Origin of the sequence: Paraburkholderia saeva (genome assembly GCF_907164555.1) — a bacterium.
Classification (GTDB): Bacteria; Pseudomonadota; Gammaproteobacteria; order Burkholderiales; family Burkholderiaceae; genus Paraburkholderia; species Paraburkholderia saeva.
In genome coordinates, this window is record NZ_CAJQZC010000002.1 from 413,485 (window position 1) to 435,560 (window position 22,076).

At 62.9% G+C, this 22,076-nt stretch carries 21 protein-coding genes; 12 read left to right on the forward strand and 9 right to left on the reverse strand.

Annotated elements, in window-relative coordinates; all coding sequences use genetic code 11:
* Positions 1-6: 6 nt before the first annotated feature.
* Complete coding sequence (locus tag LPA36_RS06090) at positions 7-1,083, reverse strand: RHS repeat-associated core domain-containing protein (RefSeq protein WP_228875237.1); 1,077 nt, start codon at positions 1,081-1,083, stop codon at positions 7-9.
* A 378-nt stretch (positions 1,084-1,461) separates the two neighbouring features.
* On the opposite strand from LPA36_RS06090, the gene glyQ reads away from it, so the two are divergent.
* The 5 genes from glyQ to LPA36_RS06115 are packed head-to-tail and all read left to right on the forward strand — an operon-like array spanning position 1,462 to position 6,881.
* Positions 1,462-2,469 carry a glycine--tRNA ligase subunit alpha gene (gene glyQ / locus LPA36_RS06095; RefSeq protein WP_228875238.1) on the forward strand — a complete coding sequence of 336 codons (1,008 nt, stop codon included), beginning with the start codon at positions 1,462-1,464 and terminating at the stop codon, positions 2,467-2,469.
* A 15-nt stretch (positions 2,470-2,484) separates the two neighbouring features.
* Positions 2,485-4,581, forward strand: a complete 2,097-nt coding sequence (glyS, locus tag LPA36_RS06100) for a glycine--tRNA ligase subunit beta (protein ID WP_228875239.1) — start codon at positions 2,485-2,487, stop codon at positions 4,579-4,581.
* Positions 4,582-4,591: 10 nt separating this feature from the next.
* Complete coding sequence (gmhB, locus tag LPA36_RS06105; protein WP_228875240.1) at positions 4,592-5,152, forward strand: D-glycero-beta-D-manno-heptose 1,7-bisphosphate 7-phosphatase; 561 nt, start codon at positions 4,592-4,594, stop codon at positions 5,150-5,152.
* Between the two features lie 40 nt (positions 5,153-5,192).
* Positions 5,193-5,951: a lysophospholipid acyltransferase family protein gene (locus LPA36_RS06110; protein ID WP_228875241.1), complete on the forward strand. Its 759-nt coding sequence runs from the start codon at positions 5,193-5,195 to the stop codon at positions 5,949-5,951.
* Positions 5,952-5,996: 45 nt separating this feature from the next.
* Complete coding sequence (locus LPA36_RS06115) at positions 5,997-6,881, forward strand: M48 family metallopeptidase (protein WP_228875242.1); 885 nt, start codon at positions 5,997-5,999, stop codon at positions 6,879-6,881.
* A 64-nt stretch (positions 6,882-6,945) separates the two neighbouring features.
* On the opposite strand, the gene gloA is transcribed toward LPA36_RS06115, so the two are convergent.
* From gloA to LPA36_RS06130, 3 genes are all read right to left on the reverse strand, one after another.
* Positions 6,946-7,332, reverse strand: coding sequence for a lactoylglutathione lyase (gene gloA / locus LPA36_RS06120; protein WP_228875243.1), 387 nt, complete (start codon positions 7,330-7,332; stop codon positions 6,946-6,948).
* Positions 7,333-7,447: 115 nt separating this feature from the next.
* On the reverse strand, positions 7,448-7,603 hold the full coding sequence (locus LPA36_RS06125) for an AMP-binding protein (RefSeq protein ID WP_228875244.1): 156 nt from the start codon (positions 7,601-7,603) through the stop codon (positions 7,448-7,450).
* Between the two features lie 18 nt (positions 7,604-7,621).
* Entirely contained in the window at positions 7,622-8,737 is a 1,116-nt protein-coding gene (locus LPA36_RS06130) for a porin (RefSeq protein WP_228875245.1), read from the reverse strand.
* A gap of 293 nt (positions 8,738-9,030) precedes the next feature.
* Between LPA36_RS06130 and LPA36_RS06135 the strand changes: the two genes are divergently transcribed.
* On the forward strand, positions 9,031-9,969 hold the full coding sequence (locus LPA36_RS06135) for a DMT family transporter (protein ID WP_228875246.1): 939 nt from the start codon (positions 9,031-9,033) through the stop codon (positions 9,967-9,969).
* 45 nt (positions 9,970-10,014) lie between these two features.
* Here LPA36_RS06135 and rsmA read toward each other — a convergent pair whose 3' ends face one another.
* The 4 genes from rsmA to LPA36_RS06155 form a co-directional block, all read right to left on the reverse strand.
* On the reverse strand, positions 10,015-10,872 hold the full coding sequence (gene rsmA, locus LPA36_RS06140) for a 16S rRNA (adenine(1518)-N(6)/adenine(1519)-N(6))-dimethyltransferase RsmA (protein WP_228875247.1): 858 nt from the start codon (positions 10,870-10,872) through the stop codon (positions 10,015-10,017).
* A 21-nt stretch (positions 10,873-10,893) separates the two neighbouring features.
* Complete coding sequence (pdxA, locus tag LPA36_RS06145; RefSeq protein WP_228875248.1) at positions 10,894-11,910, reverse strand: 4-hydroxythreonine-4-phosphate dehydrogenase PdxA; 1,017 nt, start codon at positions 11,908-11,910, stop codon at positions 10,894-10,896.
* Between the two features lie 5 nt (positions 11,911-11,915).
* Complete coding sequence (locus LPA36_RS06150) at positions 11,916-13,283, reverse strand: peptidylprolyl isomerase (protein WP_228875249.1); 1,368 nt, start codon at positions 13,281-13,283, stop codon at positions 11,916-11,918.
* Positions 13,284-13,350: 67 nt separating this feature from the next.
* Positions 13,351-15,717 carry an LPS-assembly protein LptD gene (locus LPA36_RS06155; RefSeq protein ID WP_228875250.1) on the reverse strand — a complete coding sequence of 789 codons (2,367 nt, stop codon included), beginning with the start codon at positions 15,715-15,717 and terminating at the stop codon, positions 13,351-13,353.
* Between the two features lie 223 nt (positions 15,718-15,940).
* On the opposite strand from LPA36_RS06155, the gene LPA36_RS06160 reads away from it, so the two are divergent.
* On the forward strand, positions 15,941-17,017 hold the full coding sequence (locus LPA36_RS06160) for an aminoglycoside phosphotransferase family protein (protein WP_228875251.1): 1,077 nt from the start codon (positions 15,941-15,943) through the stop codon (positions 17,015-17,017).
* A gap of 47 nt (positions 17,018-17,064) precedes the next feature.
* Positions 17,065-17,757, forward strand: coding sequence for an N-acetylmuramate alpha-1-phosphate uridylyltransferase MurU (gene murU / locus LPA36_RS06165; RefSeq protein ID WP_228875629.1), 693 nt, complete (start codon positions 17,065-17,067; stop codon positions 17,755-17,757).
* A 55-nt stretch (positions 17,758-17,812) separates the two neighbouring features.
* Here the strand turns inward: murU and LPA36_RS06170 are convergent, their stop codons facing one another.
* Positions 17,813-19,708, reverse strand: coding sequence for an ABCB family ABC transporter ATP-binding protein/permease (locus tag LPA36_RS06170; RefSeq protein WP_228875252.1), 1,896 nt, complete (start codon positions 19,706-19,708; stop codon positions 17,813-17,815).
* 230 nt (positions 19,709-19,938) lie between these two features.
* On the opposite strand from LPA36_RS06170, the gene LPA36_RS06175 reads away from it, so the two are divergent.
* The 4 genes from LPA36_RS06175 (at position 19,939) to LPA36_RS06190 (ending at position 22,072) form a co-directional block, all read left to right on the forward strand.
* Entirely contained in the window at positions 19,939-20,334 is a 396-nt protein-coding gene (locus LPA36_RS06175; RefSeq protein WP_228875253.1) for an acyl-CoA thioesterase, read from the forward strand.
* Between the two features lie 228 nt (positions 20,335-20,562).
* Positions 20,563-21,117, forward strand: a complete 555-nt coding sequence (locus LPA36_RS06180; protein ID WP_228875254.1) for a PAAR domain-containing protein — start codon at positions 20,563-20,565, stop codon at positions 21,115-21,117.
* Positions 21,118-21,119: 2 nt separating this feature from the next.
* Positions 21,120-21,755, forward strand: a complete 636-nt coding sequence (locus LPA36_RS06185) for a type VI secretion system amidase effector protein Tae4 (RefSeq protein WP_228875255.1) — start codon at positions 21,120-21,122, stop codon at positions 21,753-21,755.
* The gene (locus tag LPA36_RS06190) at positions 21,752-22,072 is read left to right on the forward strand and encodes a hypothetical protein (RefSeq protein ID WP_228875256.1); all 321 of its coding nucleotides are present in this window, start codon (positions 21,752-21,754) and stop codon (positions 22,070-22,072) included. The genes LPA36_RS06185 and LPA36_RS06190 overlap by 4 nt, the downstream gene beginning before the upstream one ends.
* The last annotated feature ends 4 nt before the right edge of the window (positions 22,073-22,076 follow it).

A 22,076-nucleotide genomic window follows, 5' to 3' on the forward strand; every position in this document is an offset into this window, starting at 1 on the left:
GCCCCTCTATTGGCCCCAAACCGTTACAACCCGACCGGCAGGGTTGAGCACTACAACGGCACCAGCCCCTGTGTACCTGGTAGTCCCATTCGATCGCTCGGTAACGCTGATTGGATTGTTCACCGCGTCGCACATAGCGCCCGGTGAAACACCTCGGTTAATAGCCCGATTCAAGCCATGCCGCGTAAATCCCGTGATTATCCCTGCCTCACCAAAGGGATCGCTGAACTGCACCGGATTGCCACCCACATAAGCATACGCATTCGTCTGCCCACTCGCGTAGCCTATGGAATCTTCACTGATGAACCTGCCAGTCTGCGGACTGTAATACCGGTTCCGATAGTAATACAGCCCTGTCCCATCATTCTCCCTTCCCGCAAATTGCTGCGTATTCACATCGGCGGCGCCAGTCAGCGTCGTCGCACCATACGGTTCATAACGGTATTGCGTCAGGATCTGCTGATCAGAGTCGGTCAACGCGATCACGTTATTGTTGCCGTCATGCAGAAAGCAGCGATCCTGACTCGCATCATCGCCAGTTCGTCGCAACGTCTGCTCGTCGACCTCACCGTCCGGGTACGCGGAAAACAGGCGGCTCCGTTGCGCCCAGTCGCCCGACGGAATCGCAAGATTGAGTTCGTCGCCGTCCCAGAAGTAATTCATCGGGCTGCCAGCCACGTTACGCACGCGACGCCTCCCGAATGCGTCGTAGCTGAAGGCCGCTGTGACCGCCCCGCTCATCTGGCTCAACAGATTCTGCTCATTCCATTCGTAGCGATTCACGCCGTCGTTTGAAAGATTGCCATTCGGATCGTAGGTCAGCGTCTTGCCGCCCCAGCGAGTGAGCTGATTCGCGGCGTTATACCCGATATCGCTTTGCGGCTGTGGCAGAACGACTTTCGCCAGACTCCCACCGGCTTTGACACGCCGTCCTGCGTACGTAATATCGTCAGCGCGAGCAATCGACGGCATGACGAGCGCGCAAGCAAGCGCAGCGGCCCCACTTGCCCAGGTCGGGATCCTCGATCGCGCCCTGCCAAACCGGACCGAACCCCGCACCGCTTGCGAAAATGCGTCAATCATCGATATCTCCTTCGACATTTCATATGACTTACTGAATATCTTCGAAGATATCGAATCGCGAATCGCGCGGCTGTCCTCCCCGTCCGAGATTGCGTCGGAATACACCGACGCCGGCGAACCGCTGGCTTTCGCCGCGCCATTTGCGTACTACATAGCGCGTGCTGCCCGGGCGACACACAAGAGCGAAGCGTGTGGTTCGAGCCCACGACGTTCAAGCCGCAGCCGCTCGAACCGGATAGCGCGGCGAGCGTCCGTCACCGAAAAGGACGCACCCCGCCCCCTTTCCGTTAAAATCTACGATTTGGCACTTTGCTCCACGGCCACCCTCCTGCGCGCCCTGGCGCCCGCGGCGTGGCCCTTATGCCTGAAAGGCACTTCATGCTCACGTTTCAGCAAATCATCCTGACGCTGCAGTCCTACTGGGACAAGCAGGGTTGCGCGCTGCTCCAGCCGATCGATATGGAAGTCGGCGCGGGCACATCCCACGTTCACACGTTTCTGCGCGCGATCGGCCCCGAGCCGTGGCGCGCGGCGTACGTCCAGCCGTCGCGCCGTCCGAAAGACGGCCGCTACGGCGAGAACCCGAACCGTCTGCAGCACTATTACCAGTATCAGGTCGTGCTGAAGCCGGCGCCGGAAAACATCCTCGACCTGTACCTCGGCTCGCTCGAAGCGCTCGGCTTCGACCTGAAGCAGAACGACGTGCGCTTCGTCGAAGACGACTGGGAAAATCCGACGCTCGGCGCATGGGGTCTCGGCTGGGAAGTCTGGCTGAACGGCATGGAAGTCACGCAGTTCACGTATTTCCAGCAGGTCGGCGGTCTCGACTGCAAGCCGGTGCTCGGAGAAATCACGTACGGGCTCGAACGTCTCGCGATGTATCTGCAGAAGGTCGAGAACGTGTACGACCTCGTCTGGACCGAATGGGAAGAGCAAGGCCCGAACGGTCCGGAAATGCGTCGCCTCACCTATGGCGACGTGTATCACCAGAATGAAGTCGAACAGTCGACGTACAACTTCGAACACGCGAACGTCGATCTGCTGTTCACGTTCTTCAACAGCTACGAAGCGGAAGCGAAGCGCATGATCGACGCGCAGATCGCGCTACCCGCGTATGAACTCGTGCTGAAGGCCGGTCACACCTTCAACCTGCTCGACGCGCGCGGTGCGATTTCCGTGACGGAGCGTGCGGCGTACATTGGCCGCATTCGCGCGCTGTCGCGTCTCGTTGCGCAGGCTTACTACGATTCGCGCGAGAAGCTCGGCTTCCCGATGCTCGGCAATCCGGTGCACTGCGTGCCCGGCCTCACTACCGATGCGCAGGACGCCGCGATGCCCGCCTGGGCGCCGCCGCTCAAAGTCGAACGCAAGATCGACGCCGACTGACGAGACCACGAACACATGACTCATCCCCAACACACCCTGCTCGTCGAACTGCTGACCGAGGAACTGCCGCCGAAAGCGCTGGCGCGTCTCGGCGATGCGTTTGCTGAAGGCATTGCGCAGCGCCTCGCGGCGCGCGACCTGATCGACGGCGAACCGTCGTTCGAACGTTACGCCACGCCGCGGCGTCTCGCGATCGTCATCCAGAACGTGCGCGACGTCGCGCCCGAAAGGCACGTGCGCGAAAAAGTGCTGCCGGTTTCCGTCGCGCTCGACAAGGACGGCCAGCCCACCCCGCCGCTCGCGAAGAAACTCGCGGCGCTCGGCTTCCCCGATTTCTCGGTGAACGATCTGGAACGCGCGCCGGACGGCAAGGCCGATGCATTCTTCCTGCGCTACGCCGCGCCCGGTGCCACGCTCACCGAAGGCCTGCAGGCTGCGCTCGACGAAACGCTCGCGAAGCTGCCCATCCCGAAGGTCATGACGTATCAGCGCCCGGACGGCACGAACGTACAGTTCGTGCGTCCGGCGCATCGCCTGACCGCGCTGCATGGCGACAAGGTCGTGCCGGTGAGCGCACTCGGCGTCGATGCCGACGACACGACGCTCGGCCATCGCTTCCTGTCCGAAGGTTTCGTGCAGATCCAGCACGCCGACGCCTACGCGGATACGCTGATGCACAAGGGCCGTGTGATCGCGAATTTCGCGGACCGCAAGGAAACGATCCGCACGCATCTGCTCGCACAGGCTGAAGGCGACCAGGTCGTGATGCCCGAAGCGCTGCTCGACGAAGTGACGTCGCTCGTCGAATGGCCGGTTGTGTACGCGTGCAGGTTCGAGGACGAATTCCTGCAGGTGCCGCAGGAATGTCTGATCCTCACGATGCAGACAAACCAGAAATACTTCGCGCTCACCGATGCTGCGGGCAAGCTGCGTTCGCGCTTCCTGATCGTGTCGAACATCGAAACGAAGACGCCCGGCGACATCATCGAAGGCAATGAACGTGTGGTGCGTCCGCGTCTTGCCGATGCGAAGTTCTTCTTCACGCAGGACAAGAAGAAGCCGCTCGCCGATCGCGTGCCGCTGCTCGCGAACGTCGTGTATCACAACAAGCTCGGCTCGGCGCTGCAACGCGTCGAACGTGTCGAAGCGCTCGCTGGCGCGATCGCCGGCATGATGAACGCCGACGTCGCGCTTGCCACGCGTGCGGCGCGTCTCGCGAAGGCCGACCTGATCACCGACATGGTCGGCGAATTCCCGGAACTGCAGGGCACGATGGGCACGTACTACGCGCGCCACGACGGCGAGCCGGAAGAAGTCGCGCTCGCGTGCTCGGAACACTATCAGCCGCGATTCTCCGGCGATGCGCTGCCTGCAACGACCACCGGCACGATCGTCGCGCTCGCGGACAAGCTCGAAACGCTCGTCGGCATCTGGGGCATCGGCCTGCAACCGACCGGCGAGAAAGACCCGTTCGCGCTGCGCCGTCATGCGCTGGGCGTACTGCGTATCCTCGTCGAGAAGCAGTTGCCGGTCGACCTCGTCGAACTGCTACGCGCGGCGTATGCACAGTTCGCAGCGGTGCCGAACGTCGCCGATTCGACCGCGGCGATCTACGAATTCTGCATGGACCGTCTGAAGGGTCTGCTCCGTGAACGCGGCTACGCTGCAGGCGAAATCGACGCGGTGCTGGCACTGAACCCGACGCGCCTCGACGACATCGTCGCGCGCCTCGACGCCGTGCGCGAATTCGCAGCGCTCGCCGAAGCGGCCTCGCTCGCGGCGGCGAACAAGCGGATCTCGAACATCCTGAAGAAGTCGGAAGGCGCGACGACGGGTGGCGTGCAGGTTGCGCTCTTCGTCGAGGCGGCGGAAAAAGCGTTGCACGCGCAGCTCGAGCAGGTTGCACCCAGCGTGCAGACGCAGCTCGCGGAGCGCAACTACACGGGCGCACTCACGGCGCTTGCTGCATTGCGCGAACCGGTCGATGCGTTCTTCAACGACGTCATGGTCAACGCTGAAGACCCGGCGTTGCGCGCGAACCGTCTGGCGCTCCTCAGTGCACTGCATCAGCAGATGAACTGCGTCGCCGACATTTCGCGGCTCGCCGCCTGAGCGCCGCACCATGCCCACCAGCGCAAAAAAGATCGTGGTACTCGACCGGGACGGCGTGATCAACGTCGACTCGGATGCGTACATCAAATCGCCAGACGAATGGGTCGCGCTGCCGGGCGCGCTCGAAGCGATCGCGCGTCTGACCCAGGCAGGCTATCGCGTCGCGGTGGCGACGAACCAGTCTGGCATCGGCCGCGGTCTCTTCGACATGAACGCGTTGAACGCGATGCATCTGAAGATGCACAAGATGGTCGCGGCGGCCGGCGGCCGCATCGACGCCGTGTTCTTCTGCCCGCATACGGCGGAAGATCAATGCGAATGCCGCAAGCCGAAGCCCGGCATGCTGAAGATGATCACCGAGCGTTTCGAAAACGATCCGGAAGAAACGCCGTGCGTCGGCGACTCGCTGCGCGACCTGCAGGCGGCCGCGGCGCTCGGCTTTATTCCGCACCTGGTGCTAAGCGGCAAGGGCCAGAAAACGCTCGCCGCGGGCGGCCTGCCCGAAGGCACGATCGTGCATGCGGACCTGCGCGCGTTCGCGCTCGACTTCCTCTCCGAAGAACACGAGTGATGCGCCCTGCGCGCATCACTCTCATTGATTGACCACGCCGATGCGCTTTATTCGTTCGCTGCTACTGCTGATCTATTTCGTCGTATTCACCGTGCCGTACGCGATTGCATGCTTCATCGCGTTTCCGTTCATGCGTGCCGACAAGCGCTACTGGATGGCCGCGGGCTGGTGCGCAACGACGCTGCACGTCGTGCGCTGGCTGAACGGCATCCGCTATCGCATCGAAGGTTTCGAGAATCTGCCCGATGGCCCCGCAGTGCTGCTGTCGAAGCATCAATCGGCGTGGGAGACGCTTGCGTTTCCGGCGTTGATGCCGCGTCCGCTTTGCTACGTGTTCAAGCGTGAGCTGCTCTTCGTGCCGTTCTTCGGCTGGGCGCTTGGCTTGCTGAAGATGGTTCACATCGATCGCAAGGAAGGCAAGTACGCATTCGAATCGGTCATCAGGCAAGGCAAGGCACGCATGGCCGAAGGCGCATGGGTCATCATGTTCCCGGAAGGCACACGCACGCCGACGGGCCGAAAAGGCAAGTACAAGACGGGTGGCGCACGCTTTGCAATCGCGACGGGCGCACCGGTTGTGCCGATCGCGCACAACGCGGGCCGCGTGTGGCCGCGCAACTCGTTCTTCAAATATCCGGGTATAGTCACAGTGTCGATCGGCAAGCCGATTGAGACAACGGGGCTCACGCCCGACGAAGTGAACACGCGCGTCGAAACGTGGATCGAAGCGGAAATGCACCGTATCGATCCTGCTGCGTACAGCGCTGCCGATAGCACGCCTGCCGCTGCCCGAATCTGACGCGCCCCACGCCATCACGTGGCGTATAGCGCGAAGCCGAAGCCGATGCAGAAGTCTCCCACGCCGCAGCCCGCTGCGGCGCTCGATAGCCGGCAACTCGATCTGCCGCTCTTTGCCGAGCCGGCTGTCCCGATGCCGCCCTCTCCCGCGTCACCCCAAACCCCGACTCCGTCAGCGAAGCCGGGCGCCCAGTTCGCACCCGACGGCACGAAGCTGCGCAGCCTCACGCTCGGTTCGCAGACGCTCCACTATCTGTTGAAGCGTTCGGCACGGCGCTCGATCGGGTTTGCGATCGACAGCACGGGGCTCACGATCACCGCGCCACGCTGGGTGACGCTCGCCGATATTGAAACGGCCATCACCGAAAAGCAGCGCTGGATTTTCACGAAGATCAACGAATGGCAGAATCGCGTCGAACAGCGCGCGCTGCCGCAGGTCGACTGGAAAGATGGCGCGCAGGTGCCGTATCTCGGCAAGCCCGTCAGCGTGACGCTGGCGGCTTCACGCGGCACGCTCACGTTCGACGCACGTCACGCCGCGCTCCTGCTACCGTTGCCGCAACACGCCGATCCGCAGCAGATCAAGGACCGCGTGCAGGGCTGGCTGCAGAACGAGGCGAAGCGTATCTTCGGCGAGCGGCTCGCGATCTATGCCGAGAAGCTCGGCGTGAGCTATCGCGCGTATGCGTTGTCGTCGGCGGCGACGCGCTGGGGCAGTTGTTCCAGCGATGGGCGCATCCGCCTCAACTGGCGCCTGATCCACTTTCCGCTGTCGATCATCGATTACGTTGTCGCACATGAACTCGCGCATCTGCGTGAGATGAACCACAGCCCGCGGTTCTGGGAAACGGTCGAGTCGATCTTTCCCGAGTTCCGTGAAGCGCGGCAAACGCTCAAGCATCATCCACCGGAACTGCTGCCCACGCTTTGATGAAAAAGGCCCGCTTGTGTAGCGGGCCTTCTGTTTTTTGCGCTACGCGTGGGGCACGTGCGCGTTACGATTTCTTCTGGATGAATTCGATCTTGTAGCCGTCCGGGTCGGTCACAAATGCGATGACGGTCGTGCCATGTTTCATCGGGCCGGCTTCGCGCACGACCGTGCCGCCCTGCGCCTTGATCTTTGCGCATGCGGCGTAGGCGTCGTCCACTTCGACGGCCAGATGGCCGAACGCCGTGCCCATTTCATACGATTCCGTGTCCCAGTTGTGCGTGAGTTCAAGCACTGTGCCGTCACGTTCGGCTTCGTAGCCGACGAACGCGAGCGTGAATTTTCCTTCCGGATAGTCGTTGCGGCGCAGCACTTTCATGCCGAGCAGTTCGGTATAGAAAGCGATCGAACGGTCGAGATTGCCGACCCGAAGCATGGTGTGAAGCAGACGCATCGTAGACCCCCTGTTGCATTTAACGTCGAGGACGTAAATGTACCAAGGAACCCACGATGCCGCTGGCGCCCGGCGGTGCCACTCCGTCCAGGCCACTCCGTCCAGGCCACGCCGTCTAGGTCACGCCGTCGCGCAGCGCCCGCCGCAGGATCTTGCCGACCGCACTCTTCGGCAATTCCGCGCATAGCGTCATCGCGCGCGCCGTTTCTTCCGGACGGTTCCAGTAGCCCGCCATCACCTGCGGCCCGCGAATGCAGATTTCGTGGTTCACAAACACAAAACCACGCGCTCAGAACGTATGACGCAGACCCGCCATGATCCCAAGCTGCGTGCTTTTCTGCGCGAGCCCGATACTGTTCACGCCTTGCAACTGCGCGCCAATCAGGTCGCCGTGATACTGCGCGTAGTCGCCTTCGAGATAGACATCGGTGCGCTTTGAGAGCGCATAGTCGGCGACGAGCTGGTACTGCCACGCCGAGCCGTCCTGTGCGGGCGTCTTGCCGTCCTGCAGCGTGCGCCAGACATTCGCGGCCAGATGCCACGCCGCGCCGATCTGCTGCGTGATGCCGCCCAGAATCATGCGACGCTTCGAGAAGTCCGTGTACTTCAGCGCCGCAAGCACAGGCGCCGTGAACGGTCCGTTCGCGAAGTTGGAAAAGCCCGCGTCGTTCTGGTTGACGATGTAGCCCACGGCAAAACGCGTCTTGTCCCACGTGTACGAACCGCCGACCGTCCACGCGAGCGACCCCGAACCGTTGACGGAGTCCTTCGTCTCCTCATACGCGCCGCCCAGGCTGACCGGGCCGCCCACCGGCGCATACGCCATCGCCGCGCCGTACTGGCTGCCATACGATGTCTGACCCGCGACGCCCCCGACGGCATACGCGGCCGAGAACAGGATGTCGTGAAAGTGCGCCTGATACTGGACCTGGTTGCTGGTCCAGATGCCGCCGGACAACGTGACCTCCGGCTGATAGCTGAAGCTGTACGGGATCCACGGATTGCTGCCGTATCCGCCGATCGTGATGCCCTCGATCATCACGTTGAACTGGCGCCCGATGATGACCTGGCCGTACGATGTCGAGCGGATGCCGACCTGCGCTTCGTTGAAGAACGGCAGCGTCGGGTCGCTCTGGCCCGTGTTCAGATAGAAGCGGTTTTCGAGCTTGAAGAATGTAGACCAGCCGCCGCCCAGGTCTTCGACGCCCTTCATGCCCCAGCGGCTTTCGCTCATGCCGCCGTTGCCCATCACGACTTTCGAATTACCCGCCTGGTCGACGTTCGTCATGTAGCGGATGCTGCCGTCGACGATTCCATAGAGCGTGACGCTGGATTGCGCGTGCGCCATCTGGCACGCGAGCGCCGCCGGAATCAGTGCAAAACGCCACGTGCTCAGCTTCGTCATACGGTCTCCCCTGGCGGCGCAGGATTGTGAACCTTGCATGACGGTCACTCTCGGGACGAGAGGCCGGTGGAACGTCTGAGGAATGTACTCCACAGCGTCGCCAGCGGCCATCGCGTCCATGCACGGCGTGGCGAAATGGAAGCACGTGCGCGTCGTGGGGGCATCGCGGCGGTGACACGTGCCTTTTGATATGGTATGGCCTGCCCTTACACGAGAGAGCCCATGATCCTGCGTTTTCGCACCCCAGCACGCGCGAAGGCGCGGCCCGCAACGCACGCCATGCAGGTCGCGCAATGAGCACCCATGCGGTTGCGGTTCGCCGCGCACCCGATACCTTTGCCATCCTGTTGATGGTCGCGCTGTGCGCGATCTGGGGCATGCAGCAGGTGGCCATCAAGAACGCGAATGCTGCACTTGCACCGGTGTTCCAGGCGGGCCTGCGCTCGGCGATTGCCGCTGTGCTCGTGTGCGGCTGGGCACGGCTGCGTGGCACGCCGCTCTTTCGCGACGACGGCACGCTCGGCGCTGGCCTCCTCGCGGGCGTGCTGTTCGCCTGTGAATTCGTCTGTATCTTTCTTGGCCTCACGCTCACGAGCGCGTCGCGCATGGCCGTTTTTCTCTACACCGCGCCGTGCTTCACAGCGCTCGGGCTGCACTGGTTCGTGGCAGGCGAACACATGCGACGCATTCAGTGGATCGGCGTGATCACGGCGTTCGCAGGCATGGCGCTGGCGTTCGCGGACGGCTTCACGCGCGCGGGCGCGACGAGCCATGCGTCGATGCTGGCGGGCGTCGCGGGCGATGCGTTAGGCGTGGCCGGCGGCATCGCCTGGGCCGCGACGACGGTCGTCGTGCGCGCAACGAAGCTCGCGCATACGAGCGCAAGCAAGACGCTTTTTTATCAGCTCACCGTATCGGCGGTGGTATTGCTTGCGCTGTCCGTGCCGCTCGGGCAGGTGCACGTGGCGACGGTTACACCGCTCGTCGTCGCAAGTCTCGCGTATCAGGCGGTGGTGGTGGCGTTCGTCAGCTATCTGATCTGGTTCTGGCTGCTGACGCGCTATATGGCGTCGCGGCTTTCGGTGTTCTCGTTTCTGACGCCGCTTTTCGGGGTGACGTTCGGCGTGCTGCTGCTCGGCGAATCGTTCAGCCTGCGTTTTCTGATGGCGGCCGTGCTGGTGCTCGCCGGCATCGCGCTCGTCAATGCGCCTGCGCGCCAGCGCGTTGCCTGACGCGCTTTCGCATTGCCGGCGTGGCGCCGCCCTGAAACGCGGGCGTTACGCGGGTTCCGCGCCGCCCGGCCGTGCTTTCGACGAAGCCGACACCGTCTGCGCGACGCGCACGTATTCCTCGACGGGCACATCTTCCGCGCGGCGCTGCAGGTCAAAACCAAGCGCATCGAAATCGATGACATCGCGATACGCCGAAAGCGTATTGCGCAGCATCTTGCGACGCTGCGAAAACGCGGCCGTCACCACGTCGCCCAGCACGCGCACATCGACGTCCGGCAATTCGTGCGGCGCGTACGGAATCATGCGCACGATCGCCGAATTCACCTTCGGCGGCGGCTGGAACGATTCGGGTGGCACGTCGAGCAGTTTGTCGATCACATAGCGATACTGCAGCATCACGGAGAGCCGGCCGAACGCCTTGCTGCCAGGCTCCGCGACCATGCGTTCGACGACTTCGTCCTGCAGCATGAAGTGCTGGTCGATCACCACCGGCGCGAACGCCGTAAGGTGAAACAGCAGCGGACTCGAAATGTTGTACGGCAGGTTGCCCACGATCCGCAGCGAAGGTTTGTCGCCCGGCGCGGCGAGCGAGCCGAAGTCGAACGCGAGCGCATCGCCCGCGTGCAGTTCGAGCAGCGCGCCGAACTGCTTCGTAAGACGCACGATCAGATCGCGATCGAGTTCCACCGCATGCAACGGCGCTTCGGGCGTCGACAGACGCTCGATCAGCGGACCAGTGAGCGCGCCGAGACCCGGTCCGATCTCGACCATGCGTTCGCCGCGTTTCGGCGCGATCACGTCGACGATCGAGTCGATCACGCCCATGTCGACCAGAAAATTCTGTCCGAACCGCTTGCGGGCGAAATGGCCCTGATGCTGTCTGCTGCCTGGGCTGTTGGACATCGGAGAAACAGTAAAAAGAGTTCAGGCCGCGCGACGATGGCGCGCCATCGAAACGGCGGTGTCGATGGCGGCGATCAGGCTGCCCGCGTCTGCGCGGCCGGTGCCGGCGAGGTCGAGCGCAGTGCCGTGATCGACAGAAGTGCGGATGATCGGCAGGCCCAGCGTGACGTTGATGCCTTCACCGAACGTGGCGTATTTCAGGACCGGCAGGCCCTGATCGTGGAACATCGCGAGCACGCAGTCGGCATCTTTCAGATAGCGCGGCTGGAACAGCGTATCGGCCGGATATGGGCCGCGTGCGTCGATGCCCGTGTCGTTCGCCTGCTTCAGGGCCGGCGCGATGACATCGATTTCTTCATGGCCGAGATAGCCGTTCTCGCCCGCGTGAGGGTTGAGCCCCGTGACGAGGATTCGCGGCGCGGGAATGCCGAAGTGATGACGCAGATCGTGATCGACAATGCGCAACGTCTCGACGATGCCGTCGATCGTGAGCGCCGCCGACACGTCCTTCAGCGGCAGATGCGTCGTGGCCAGCGCGACGCGCAGCGGCCGCTGGCCGGTGCCCGCGAGCATCATCACGACGCGCGGTGTCTGCGTGCGCTCCGCGAGATATTCGGTGTGACCGGTGAAAGGCACACCGGCATCGTTGATCGTACTTTTTTGCAGCGGCGCGGTGACGATCGCATCGAACGTGTGCGCGAGCGCGCCGTCGATCGCGTGGTCGAGGAGCGTGAGCACGTAACGGCCGTTCGCCGCATCGAGCTTGCCGGCCTGCGACGGCGCGTTAAGCGGCACGTGCTGCATACGGATGCGGCCGCCCCCGCGTTCGCCGGTAACTGCGGCCCAGTCGACGCCGACTGCGCGCGCCCGCTCTGCCATGAGCGCAGCGTCGCCGAGCACGGTGAACCGTGCGTCGGGCCAATGCGCTGCCGCAGCCGCGAGCGCCTGCGCTGTCAGTTCGGGACCGACGCCGGCGGGTTCACCCGTCGTGATCGCGATCTGCAGCGGCGCGCGTTGCGGCTGGGCGGAAGGTTTCATGACGGTTACTGAACGCTCGGCTGGTCGATCTTGTAATCGATGTACGCGGTGTCGCGCAGTTCGCGCAGCCAGTCGGCGTAAGCCTGCTCGGCCTTGCGCTGGCCGATGGCCTGACGCGCCAGATCCATCTGCTGCGAAACCGAGCCTTCAGCTTCGCGGCGGCCCAGCACCTGAATCAGGTGATAGCCGTATTCGCTGCGCACCGGGTCGCTGATCTGACCGTCCTGCAGCGTATTCATCGCGCGCTCGAACTCCGGCACCGTTTCGCCCGGGCTGATCCAGCCGAGATCGCCGCCCTGCGACGACGAGCCGTCCTGCGAATACGTGCGGGCGAACTTGTCGAAGTCGCCGCCGCTCGCGACGATCTGACGCTTGATGTCGAGCAGCTTCTGACGCGCTTCCGGTTCCGACATGCCGTCGCCGATACGCAGCAGGATGTGGCGCACATGCGTCTGCGTGAGATGCGACGCATCGGCGGATGCCGTGCCCTGCGAGCTGCGACGCTCGACGAGACGCACGATTTCAAAGCCGTCCGCTGTGCGGATCACCGACGGATTCACCTGGCCCGGACGCAACGTCGCGGCCGCGGTGACGAACTCCGGCGGCAGCTTCGACTGCGACAGGAAACCCATGTCGCCGCCCTTCGCCGCATCGGGTGCCTGCGAATTCGACTTCGCGAGCTTTTCGAAGTTGGCCCCGCCGGTGGCTTCCTGCAGCAACGCCTGCGCACGTTGCTGCGCGGCTTCGATTTCGGTTTGCGGCGCGTTCTGCGCAGCCTTCAGCAGGATGTGCTGGAAGTGCAGATCGCTCGTCTGGCCCGGATTCGGTCCGCGCTGGCTCGCGATGTAGTTCGCGACTTCGCCGTCCGTCACCGTGACCTTGCTGTCCACTTCCTTCTCGCGCAGCTTCGAGAGCGTCAGTTCGGTGCGCGCATCGTTCGTGAACACGGTCCAGGGCACACCCTGCGCCTCGATCTTCGCGCGGTAGACGTCGAGCGTCAGACCGTTCGACTGCGCGAGGCGTTCGAGCGTGCGGGTCACAGCCGCATCGTCGACGACGATGCCGTCTTCTTTGGCGCGTTGAAGCTGAATGCGTTCGAGCACCATCTGGTTCAGCACCTGCGCACGCAGCTGGTCGGCCGGCGGCACCGGTGCGTTCTGCTGGGCGAGACGCCGCGAAATCAGGCTGACCCGCTCGTCGAGTTCGCGCTGCGTGATGACCCCGTTGTTCACCACGGCTGCGATCGTGTCGACTGTCTGGCCGTTGCTGTTGCCGAGCGCCTGCGCTTGAGCAGATGAAACTGGCAGAAAGGACGCCGCGGCGGCGATACCCGCTGCAAGCGTTGCGAGGCGAAGCTTTTTCATGATTGCCACAGATACTCCAGTGATGTCGGGCGCGCCCCGCCCGTCTTTTCGCATTTTATAAATGATCGGGCGACGGTCATTCGTAGTTGGTGAATCGCGACTGCGGCGGCGTGCCCGGCTGCAGCGGCGTGTAACCGGGCACGCTGGCGCGGAACGCCGAGATCAGCCCGTTGTCGACGTTCGACAGGCCCTTCAACGTCAGCTGCGCGAGGAACTTCGTGCTCGACGTGTGGGCGCCCGACGTATTCAGCCCGTTTGCATAGCGCTGGAAACCGACCCCCAGCGTCCAGCAGTCGGCATCGTATTGCATGCCGATCAGGCCGTCGACCAGCCTGTGCCCGCCCACGTCATAGTTGAGCCGCGCGACACTGTACACACGGTGGGTCAGCGGCCACTGGCCCGACACCAGGATCTGGTTGATCGGCTGGTTGTCGAGCGTGGTGTTCGCACGCGTGTAGCGGTAAGCCACGTTGATCACCTTGGCCGACGCCGGACTGAAGCCGAAACCGACGCTGGCCTTGGTCAGCTGATTGTTGTCCGCATTATATTGGAACGCGGTTTCCGACGCGAAACCGGCCCCCAGCTTCAGCGATGCGCCCGCGATCAGGTCCGAATGCGTCGCCTGCGCGGTCGACTGACCGGGCAGCAGCGTGACGCGCTGGTCCTGAAAGTAATACTGCTGCGCAATCACGAAACGCGCACGTTCGTCGCCCGTCGCCGGATTGATGAAGCGCGTGGTGAGCGCTGCCGTGATCCGGTTCGCATCCGCGATCCGGTCGCCACCCACAAACGTGTTCGGCGTAAAGATTTCCGCGAGACCAAAATCCGAATCGGCGGTGTCGAAGAGCGGCGCGAAGTCCTGGTTGCGATACGGCGTGTACACGTAGTACAGCCGCGGCTCCAGCGTCTGGATATAGTCCTGGCCGAAGATGCGCACCGAGCGGTCGAAAATCAGGCCGGTGTCAAAGCTGAACGTCGGGATCGACTCGGTGAAATTCTTCGGCTGACCAGCCGGTGCGCCACTGCCGATCGTACTGAGATCGTACGACGCGAAGTGAAACTGCACCTTCGGCGTGACGAAATAGCCGGGCCCGACCACCGAATACGACAGGTACGGGTTGAACATGACCCGTTGGCCTTCGGTCGTATCGTCCTGTGTCGTCTTGAAGCGCGTGTAATCCGCTTCCGCACCGAAGTCGAAGCCGCCGACGTTGTACTTCGTGTACTTCACGTTCAACTGCGGCTCGCGCGAATACGGCGGTATCGACGGCTCGAGCGTCTGCCAGTGCTGCACGCGTGTAAGCACGGACCACGGGCCATTGTTGTACGTGAGGCCTGCTTCCTGCTGGTACAGCAACTGCGTGCCGTTCAGGAACTGGTTCGTCGTCGACGAGAGGTCTTCCGGATAGGTGTTGTCCGAAACCTTGTTGTAATAGACGTATCCGCCGAACCCGTTGCCGAAGTTCTGGTTGTGCTGCAGGTAGATCGCGTAACGATCGGTCTTCGTGATCGCGTCGTGCGGCAGGAACTCACCGGTGATCGTGCCGCTATAGGTTGGCGACAGATAGCGGAACGTCGCCTGGGTCTGCAGGCCGCGTTTCGAGATGAGCCGCGGGGTCAGCGTCAGGTCGCGATCCGGCGCGATATTGAAGTAATACGGAACCGACAGTTCGAAACCGTTGTTCGAACTGAGCGATGCAACGGGCGGCAGAAAACCGCTGCGCCGCTCGCCCGATAGCGGGAACGACAGCCACGGGCTCGCGAAAATCGGCACACCCTCGAAAAACAGCACGCCGTTGTGCGCGACGCCTTCGTCCGCGCCAGTGTCGAAATTGAATTCGGTGCCCTTGATGTACCACGCCGGGTCGTCCGTGCACTGGCACGCCGTATAGGTGCCGTGCGTAAACACGGAGCGCTCGTTATCGAGCATGTCGACGCGCTCGGCGCTGCCGGAACCGCCCGTCACGTTGAAGTGGTACTTCGGCGCGGGCATGTAGCCTTCGCTCGCCTCGACGCGCATGTGCGCCTCAGGCCCGGTAAACGCAATGCCGTTGTTGATGACGTGCACCGAGCCGTAGGCGTCGGCCATGTCGGTGTCTTCGTCGTAGTGGAGCGCGTCGGCCTTGATGACCGACGTAAAGCGGCGCACTTCGGCCGAGCCTTTCGCGGCCATATCCTGGCCGCCCGTGCCGGTGGTGGAATCGCCGAGCACGAAAGTGGCGGGCCGCTGACCGCTTGCGACCGGATGCTCCTCGAGTTGCGGGGCCAGCCGCAGGCCCCATGGCGCATCGACAGGCTGCGCCTGCGCGGCATCGCCGACCAGCTGGGCGTGCGTCAGCGCGGGCATCAGGCCCGGCACGGCGATCAGCGCCGCGACGAGCCGCCTTTTGCGCGGTACACCGTCACAAGAAGGTGTCGTTTGGAAAAGCTGTCTGGGCGGCATGTATCGTTTGGCGAATCGACCCGCCGCCAGCCCACGCAGTCACTGTCCGCCGCCAGCGCAATCGGGCCGTGTCAGCCAGAATGCAGACAAAAAAATCACAATCTGTCGATCGATAAGGCGGGCGGTCAAACGGGATGGGCGAAAGCTGGCGCGAGTCGCGTCAAAAAAGTCGTGGGGTATTATATGGCAAGACGTTGCCCCTCAGAATTTGCCTCGGGTTTTCATGACCTTTTCCACGCTTTCCGGCGCCAGCGCCGCCTCCCCAACCCCCGACACCCGTCTGGATCTGCTCAACACCTGGCTTCGTCCGCATGCCGACCGGTATGGCCTTGAGTTGGCCTCGCTCGCGCCGGCTTCGTCGGATGCGAGTTTCCGGCGCTATTTCCGGCTTGCCGCCAGCGGTGAGCACGGCGCGTCGCTGATTGCGGTCGACGCGCCGCCGCCGGAGAAGTGCCGCGAGTTCGCGCAGGTCGCGCAACTGCTCGCGCAGGCGGGCGTTCACGTGCCGCGTGTGCTGGAGGTCGATCTCGACGCGGGTTTCATGCTGGTCACCGATCTCGGCACCCAGTCGTACCTGCGGGCGTTGACCGGAGCGCAGGGCGAAGAAGGCAGCACGGTCCCACGCACATTGATGCGCGACGCGCTGGATGCGCTGATCCGCTGGCAGCTCGCATCGCAGGCAGACGTCCTGCCGCCGTTCGACGAAGCGTTTTTGCGCCGTGAAATGGAATTGATGCCCGAGTGGTTTATCGGCCGGCATCTGGATCAGGCCGTCGACGACACCACCCGCGGCGTCCTCGACCGCACGTTCGCGCTGCTGGTGGCGAGCGCGCGGGCGCAGCCGCAGGTGTTCATGCTGCGCGATTTCATGCCGCGCAACCTGATGATCGCAACCCCGAACCCGGGCGTGCTCGACTTCCAGGACGCGGTCTACGGCCCGATTACGTACGATGTCGCTTCGCTGCTGCGCGACGCCTTCCTGAGCTGGGACGAGGAGTTCGAGCTCGACTGCTTCGTGTACTACTGGGAGCGCGCCAAAAAAGCCGGCCTGCCGGTCGACCCCGATTTCGGCGAATTCTTCCGCCAGCTCGAATGGATGGGCCTGCAGCGGCATATCAAGGTGCTCGGCCTGTTCTGCCGGATCAACTACCGCGATGGCAAGCCGCACTACATGGCCGACCTGCCGCGCTTCATCGGCTATGCGCGCAAGGTGGCCGAACGGTATCGCCCACTCGCGCCTTTTGCGAAGCTGCTCGACCAGCTGGAAGGCCGCGCCATCGACGTCGGCTACACGTTCTGAGCATTTCATCCAGGATCGGTCCCCCTGTGAATTACCTGAAGAAAGCGATGATTTTTGCCGCGGGGCGCGGCGAGCGGATGCGTCCGCTGACGGATTCGCGTCCGAAGCCGCTGCTCGAAGCCGGCGGCCGTGCGTTGATCGAATGGCAGATCGAGCGCCTCGCGCGAGCCGGTTTCAGGACCGTCGTGATCAATCACGCGTGGCTGGGCGCGCAGATCGAGGCCGCGCTCGGCGACGGCTCGCGCTGGAACATCGCACTGCGCTATTCGCCCGAAGGCGAAGCGCTGGAGACGGCCGGCGGCATCGCACAGGCGCGAGCGCTGCTGGAGGACGCGGGCAAGCCCGAAATTTTCGTGGCGGTCAGCGGCGACGTATACGCTGACTTCGACTACGGCACGCTCGACGATCACGGCGCGCGGCTTGCCGCGTTGCCCGAGCCTGGCATGCATCTCGTGATGGTGCCGAATCCGCCGTTCCATCCAGCCGGCGATTTCGGGCTGGTCGAAGGCGTGCTGTCGCTCGATGCGAGCCCGCGTTTCACGTTCGGCAACATCGGGCTGTACGACACACGGATGTTCGGTGACCTGCAACCTGGCACGCGTCGGGCGCTGACGCCCTACTACCGCGACGCGATCGCGCGTGGGCGTGCAACGGGCGAGCTGTACGAAGGATTGTGGGAGAACGTCGGCACGCCGGCGCAGTTGCAGGCGCTCGACGAAAAGCTCGCTGCACGTCGCTAGCTGACCCCGGTCGCGCGGCGCCAGACGCCGCGCGCGAATCCAGTGCCAGTGGGCGTCACTTGGCGCCGCTACCCGCTTCGGTTGCGTGTTCCGCCGCTTCGTCCGCGTGCTCCGCGCGCTGCTGCTGCAACGCCCACATCTGCGCGAAGAGACCGCCTGCGCGCACCAGCTCCGCGTGCGTGCCGCGTTCGACGATCCGTCCGCGGTCCATCACGATGATCTGCTGCGCGTGCACGACCGTCGACAACCGGTGCGCGATGATGAGCGTCGTGCGCTCGCGGGCGATCTGGTCGAGTTCGTGCTGGATCGCGCGTTCGGAGCGAGAATCGAGCGCGGACGTCGCCTCGTCGAAGATCAGGATCGGCGGATTCTTCAGGATCGTGCGCGCAATCGCGACGCGCTGTTTTTCACCGCCCGACAGCTTCAGGCCCCGCTCACCGACCGGCGTCTCGTAGCCCTTCGGCAACCCTTCGATGAAATCGTGAATGTGCGCCGCCCGCGCCGCCGCGATCACTTCGTCGTGCGTGGCGCTCGGGCGGCCGTAGGCGATGTTGTAGTAGATCGTGTCGTTAAAGAGCACCGTATCCTGCGGCACGATGCCAATCGACGCACGCAACGAATCCTGCGTCACGTCGCGGATATCCTGGCCATCGATCGTAATCGCGCCACCCGTTGCGCGGTCCAGATCGTAGAAACGGAACAGCAGCCGCGCGAGCGTCGACTTGCCGGAACCGCTGTGCCCGACGACTGCCGTCGTCGTGCCAGCAGGAATCGCGAAGCTCACGTCGTGCAGGATCTGGCGCGCGGGTTCGTACGCGAAATTCACGTGATCGAGCCGCACTTCCGCGCCGCGCACGGCGAGTTCGGTCGCGTTTTCCAGGTCGGGCACTTCCTGCGCGGCGCCGAGCAACGTGAACATGCGATCCATGTCGGTGAGGCTCTGTTTGAGCTCGCGATACACCACGCCGAGGAAATTCAGCGGAATGTAGAGCTGCAGCATAAACGTGTTGATCAGCACGAGGTCGCCGAGCGTAAGCTTGCCCGCCATGACGCCTTGCGTCGCGCGCCACAGGATGAACACGAGGCCCGTGCCGATGATCGCCTGCTGGCCGAAATTCAGCGCCGACAGCGAGTTCTGTGACTTGATTGCAGCTGCGCGATAGCGCTTCAGGTTTTCGTCGTAACGCTTCGCTTCCCACTCTTCGTTGCCGAAGTACTTGACGGTTTCGTAGTTCAGCAGCGAATCGATGGCACGGGAATTCGCGCGCGAATCGAGGTCGTTCATCGTGCGACGGAAATGCGTGCGCCACTCGGTCACTTTCACCGTGAACGTGATGTACACGGCGAGCGCGATAAACGTGACGATCGCGTAATACGCCTCGTATTTGACGACGAAAAATCCCAGCACGAGCCCGACTTCGACGAGCGTCGGCAGGATGCTGTAGAGCGAATACGAAATGAGTTGCGTGATGCCGCGCGTGCCGCGTTCGATGTCGCGCGACATGCCACCCGTCTGCCGGTCCAGATGAAAGCGCAGCGACAGCGCGTGAAGATGCCTGAACACTTTCAGCGCGAGTTGCCGCACGGCGCTTTCGGTCACTTTCGAAAACAGGATTTCGCGCAGTTCGGTGAAAAGCGATGTGGAAAGCCGCACGACGGCATAGGCGACCACGAGCAGACCAATGCCGCCGAGCAGCACGATGCCCGGCGCGTGATCCGCGCGGCCGAGCGCGGTCAGATGCTGAACCGAAGCGAGACCGTCGACGATGCGCTTCATCACGATCGGCACGCCGAGGTTCGCGACCTTCGCGCCGATCAGGCAGCTGAGCGCGAATATCACGCGCCACTTATAGGTCGCGAGGTACGGCAGCAGCGAGAGGATCGTCTGCCAGTCGTTGCGCGGCTGGGTTGAGATCGGAGAAGGCTCGGACGAGGCGGAATAACGGCGCATGAAGGTCGGCTGTGGGGAGGGGGTGTCGGATGTATCGGGGCGCGCCTGCCCGCCAGCTTCCGGTTTGCGCGCTTTCCCGTACAATTCCTGATCTACCTATTGTCGCAGAAGCCGGCTGGCGCCGCTTTCGCCGCGCTGGCCGGGCACCCGCCACGCCCATGGCGTGAGAAGCGCTTTTATACGAAACAAAGCCAGCCGGCACGAAGCCCACCCGCCCCATGGATGTCACGATGACTGAAAATCTCCAGCTCCCGCAAAAACCGCCCGCTCTGCGTGTCGTCCCGCAACCGTCGGATTCGAACATGCATGGCGACGTGTTCGGCGGCTGGATCATGGCGCAGGTCGACATCGCCGGATCGATCCCGGCGAGCCGCCGCGCGAACGGCCGCGTCGCGACGATCGCGGTCAATTCGTTTGTGTTCAAGCAGCCGGTTTTTGTCGGCGACCTGCTGAGCTTTTACGCGGATATCGTGAAGACGGGCAATACGTCGGTCACGGTTTCGGTCGAGGTGTACGCGCAGCGTCTGAGTCTCGCTGAGCAGGTCGTGAAAGTGACCGAAGCGACGCTCACGTACGTCGCCACCGACACCGACCGCCGTCCGCGTGCGTTGCCGGCGCTGGATTGAGTCGTCCATTTGTGTTTCGGGATGGTAGTTCCCGAATTCGCAGCGGTAAGTCACACGTCGCTTCGACGATTTCCCTCGCATATGTTTCGACTGTATTGCGTGTCCCACACAGGGTCTCGCCGTACGCGTTGAGCCACCACAGTTCTTGACAATCCCGGAATGACAGCGTGCTAGCGTGGTAGACAATCAAATTGTCTGGCTTCGCAAAAGCCAATCCAGGAGTTTCCTATGGAGCGCCACAACTGCGTTCAGGGCGACGAGACGACAACAGGTGGCTATATCGTCGGTGCATCCGATATGCGGATGACAAACAAAGGGAAGCCATTCGCCCTGGAGGGCGACGAAGTCTATTGTCCGGCGTGCGAAACGATGGGACGCATCCTTTGTGTCGGACCACATCGCAACAACTCGTTCCACGGCAGGAAAGATGCCCTCGAAGGCGATCTCTGCATATGCAAGTGTGACCCGAAGCCGCAACTGATTGCTTCCATGACGAATGTGAAGCACCGTTTCACTCATGAGGAACTCGTTGCCCTAGGCTACGCAAAGTCTCCCGTGGAGACCGGATTTACCGGTGAAGTGGGACTGTTCGACGAGCAGGTACAGCTCTCGCGGCCAATCCATGGCCGCGACCTGGCCGGTTTGCCCTTCCTTGTTCAAACCACGGATGGCCGACGTTTCGCCGGACAACTGGATTCGAACGGTCAGTTGCCGCGTATCGCAACCGAAGGGCCAGGAATGTACGAGATTTTCTGGGGTGACGAAGCCCTCGCGAGGGTTTGAACATGCCGCAGCATGTGCCCGCTGCCGGCCGCCACACGGTCAGGACCAACTCGACACCTGGCTCCGTTCTCAGCCTGCAAGTACAACCTGTTATGTTTCAGCAACTATGGGACAACTACGCAACAGGAAATCCCTATGACGATCCGACAGGTACTTATTCGAACCAGTGTGCAATTCGAATGAGCGTCACACTGCACCGCGCCGGAATTGACATGAAGTCCTTTTCGTCGAAAGTGGTAAAGCCGGCTGCAGGAAAAACAGGCATCGGACGGATTGTCCTCAACGGCAAACCCACGGCAACCCGCGCCGACGAACTGGCTCAGTGGCTCAGTCTCAAACCTTTTGCCGGCCTGCCTGCCAGGCCCGAAAACATCAGCGGCGCAGACTGGCAGCGGTTAGTCGCAAGGCGCACCGGCATCGTATTTTTTGGCGGCTACTGGCGCCGCGACGGTGAATCGGAAGAGTCAGCATCAGGTGGCCACATCGATCTCTGGAATGGCAGCAGACTGACGAACAACGGCTTTTTCGGGACCATCGAGACATTCATGCGATTCAGTCTGAATATCCAGAACCCATGGATACCGATGTACTCGGATCTTCGAAACTCGAAGGTCATTCTTTTCTTCGAGATCAAATGATGCGTCGCATCGTGGTGCTGGTTGCGGGCGGCATGACAGGCGCGCTGATCGGGTGCCTGTTCGACCTTATACCGGTTGCAATCGAGAAATCGACCGGTGTCTATCTATGCAGGGAATCCTGTCCGCCGTGGTTCAGGCTAGGGTCACTCGGTGTCTATCTGGTTGTGCCCATTGTCTGGGCCGGCCTTCTTGCATTTGCCACCGGGGAATCTGCAGCTCGACGAGTGCCCGCAGTGATGGCTTTCGCTATCGCCTCCAGCGCACTAATGCTGGCAATCACGTGGTTTGCCTACGCGCATCAGGCGCAACTCATATAGGAGC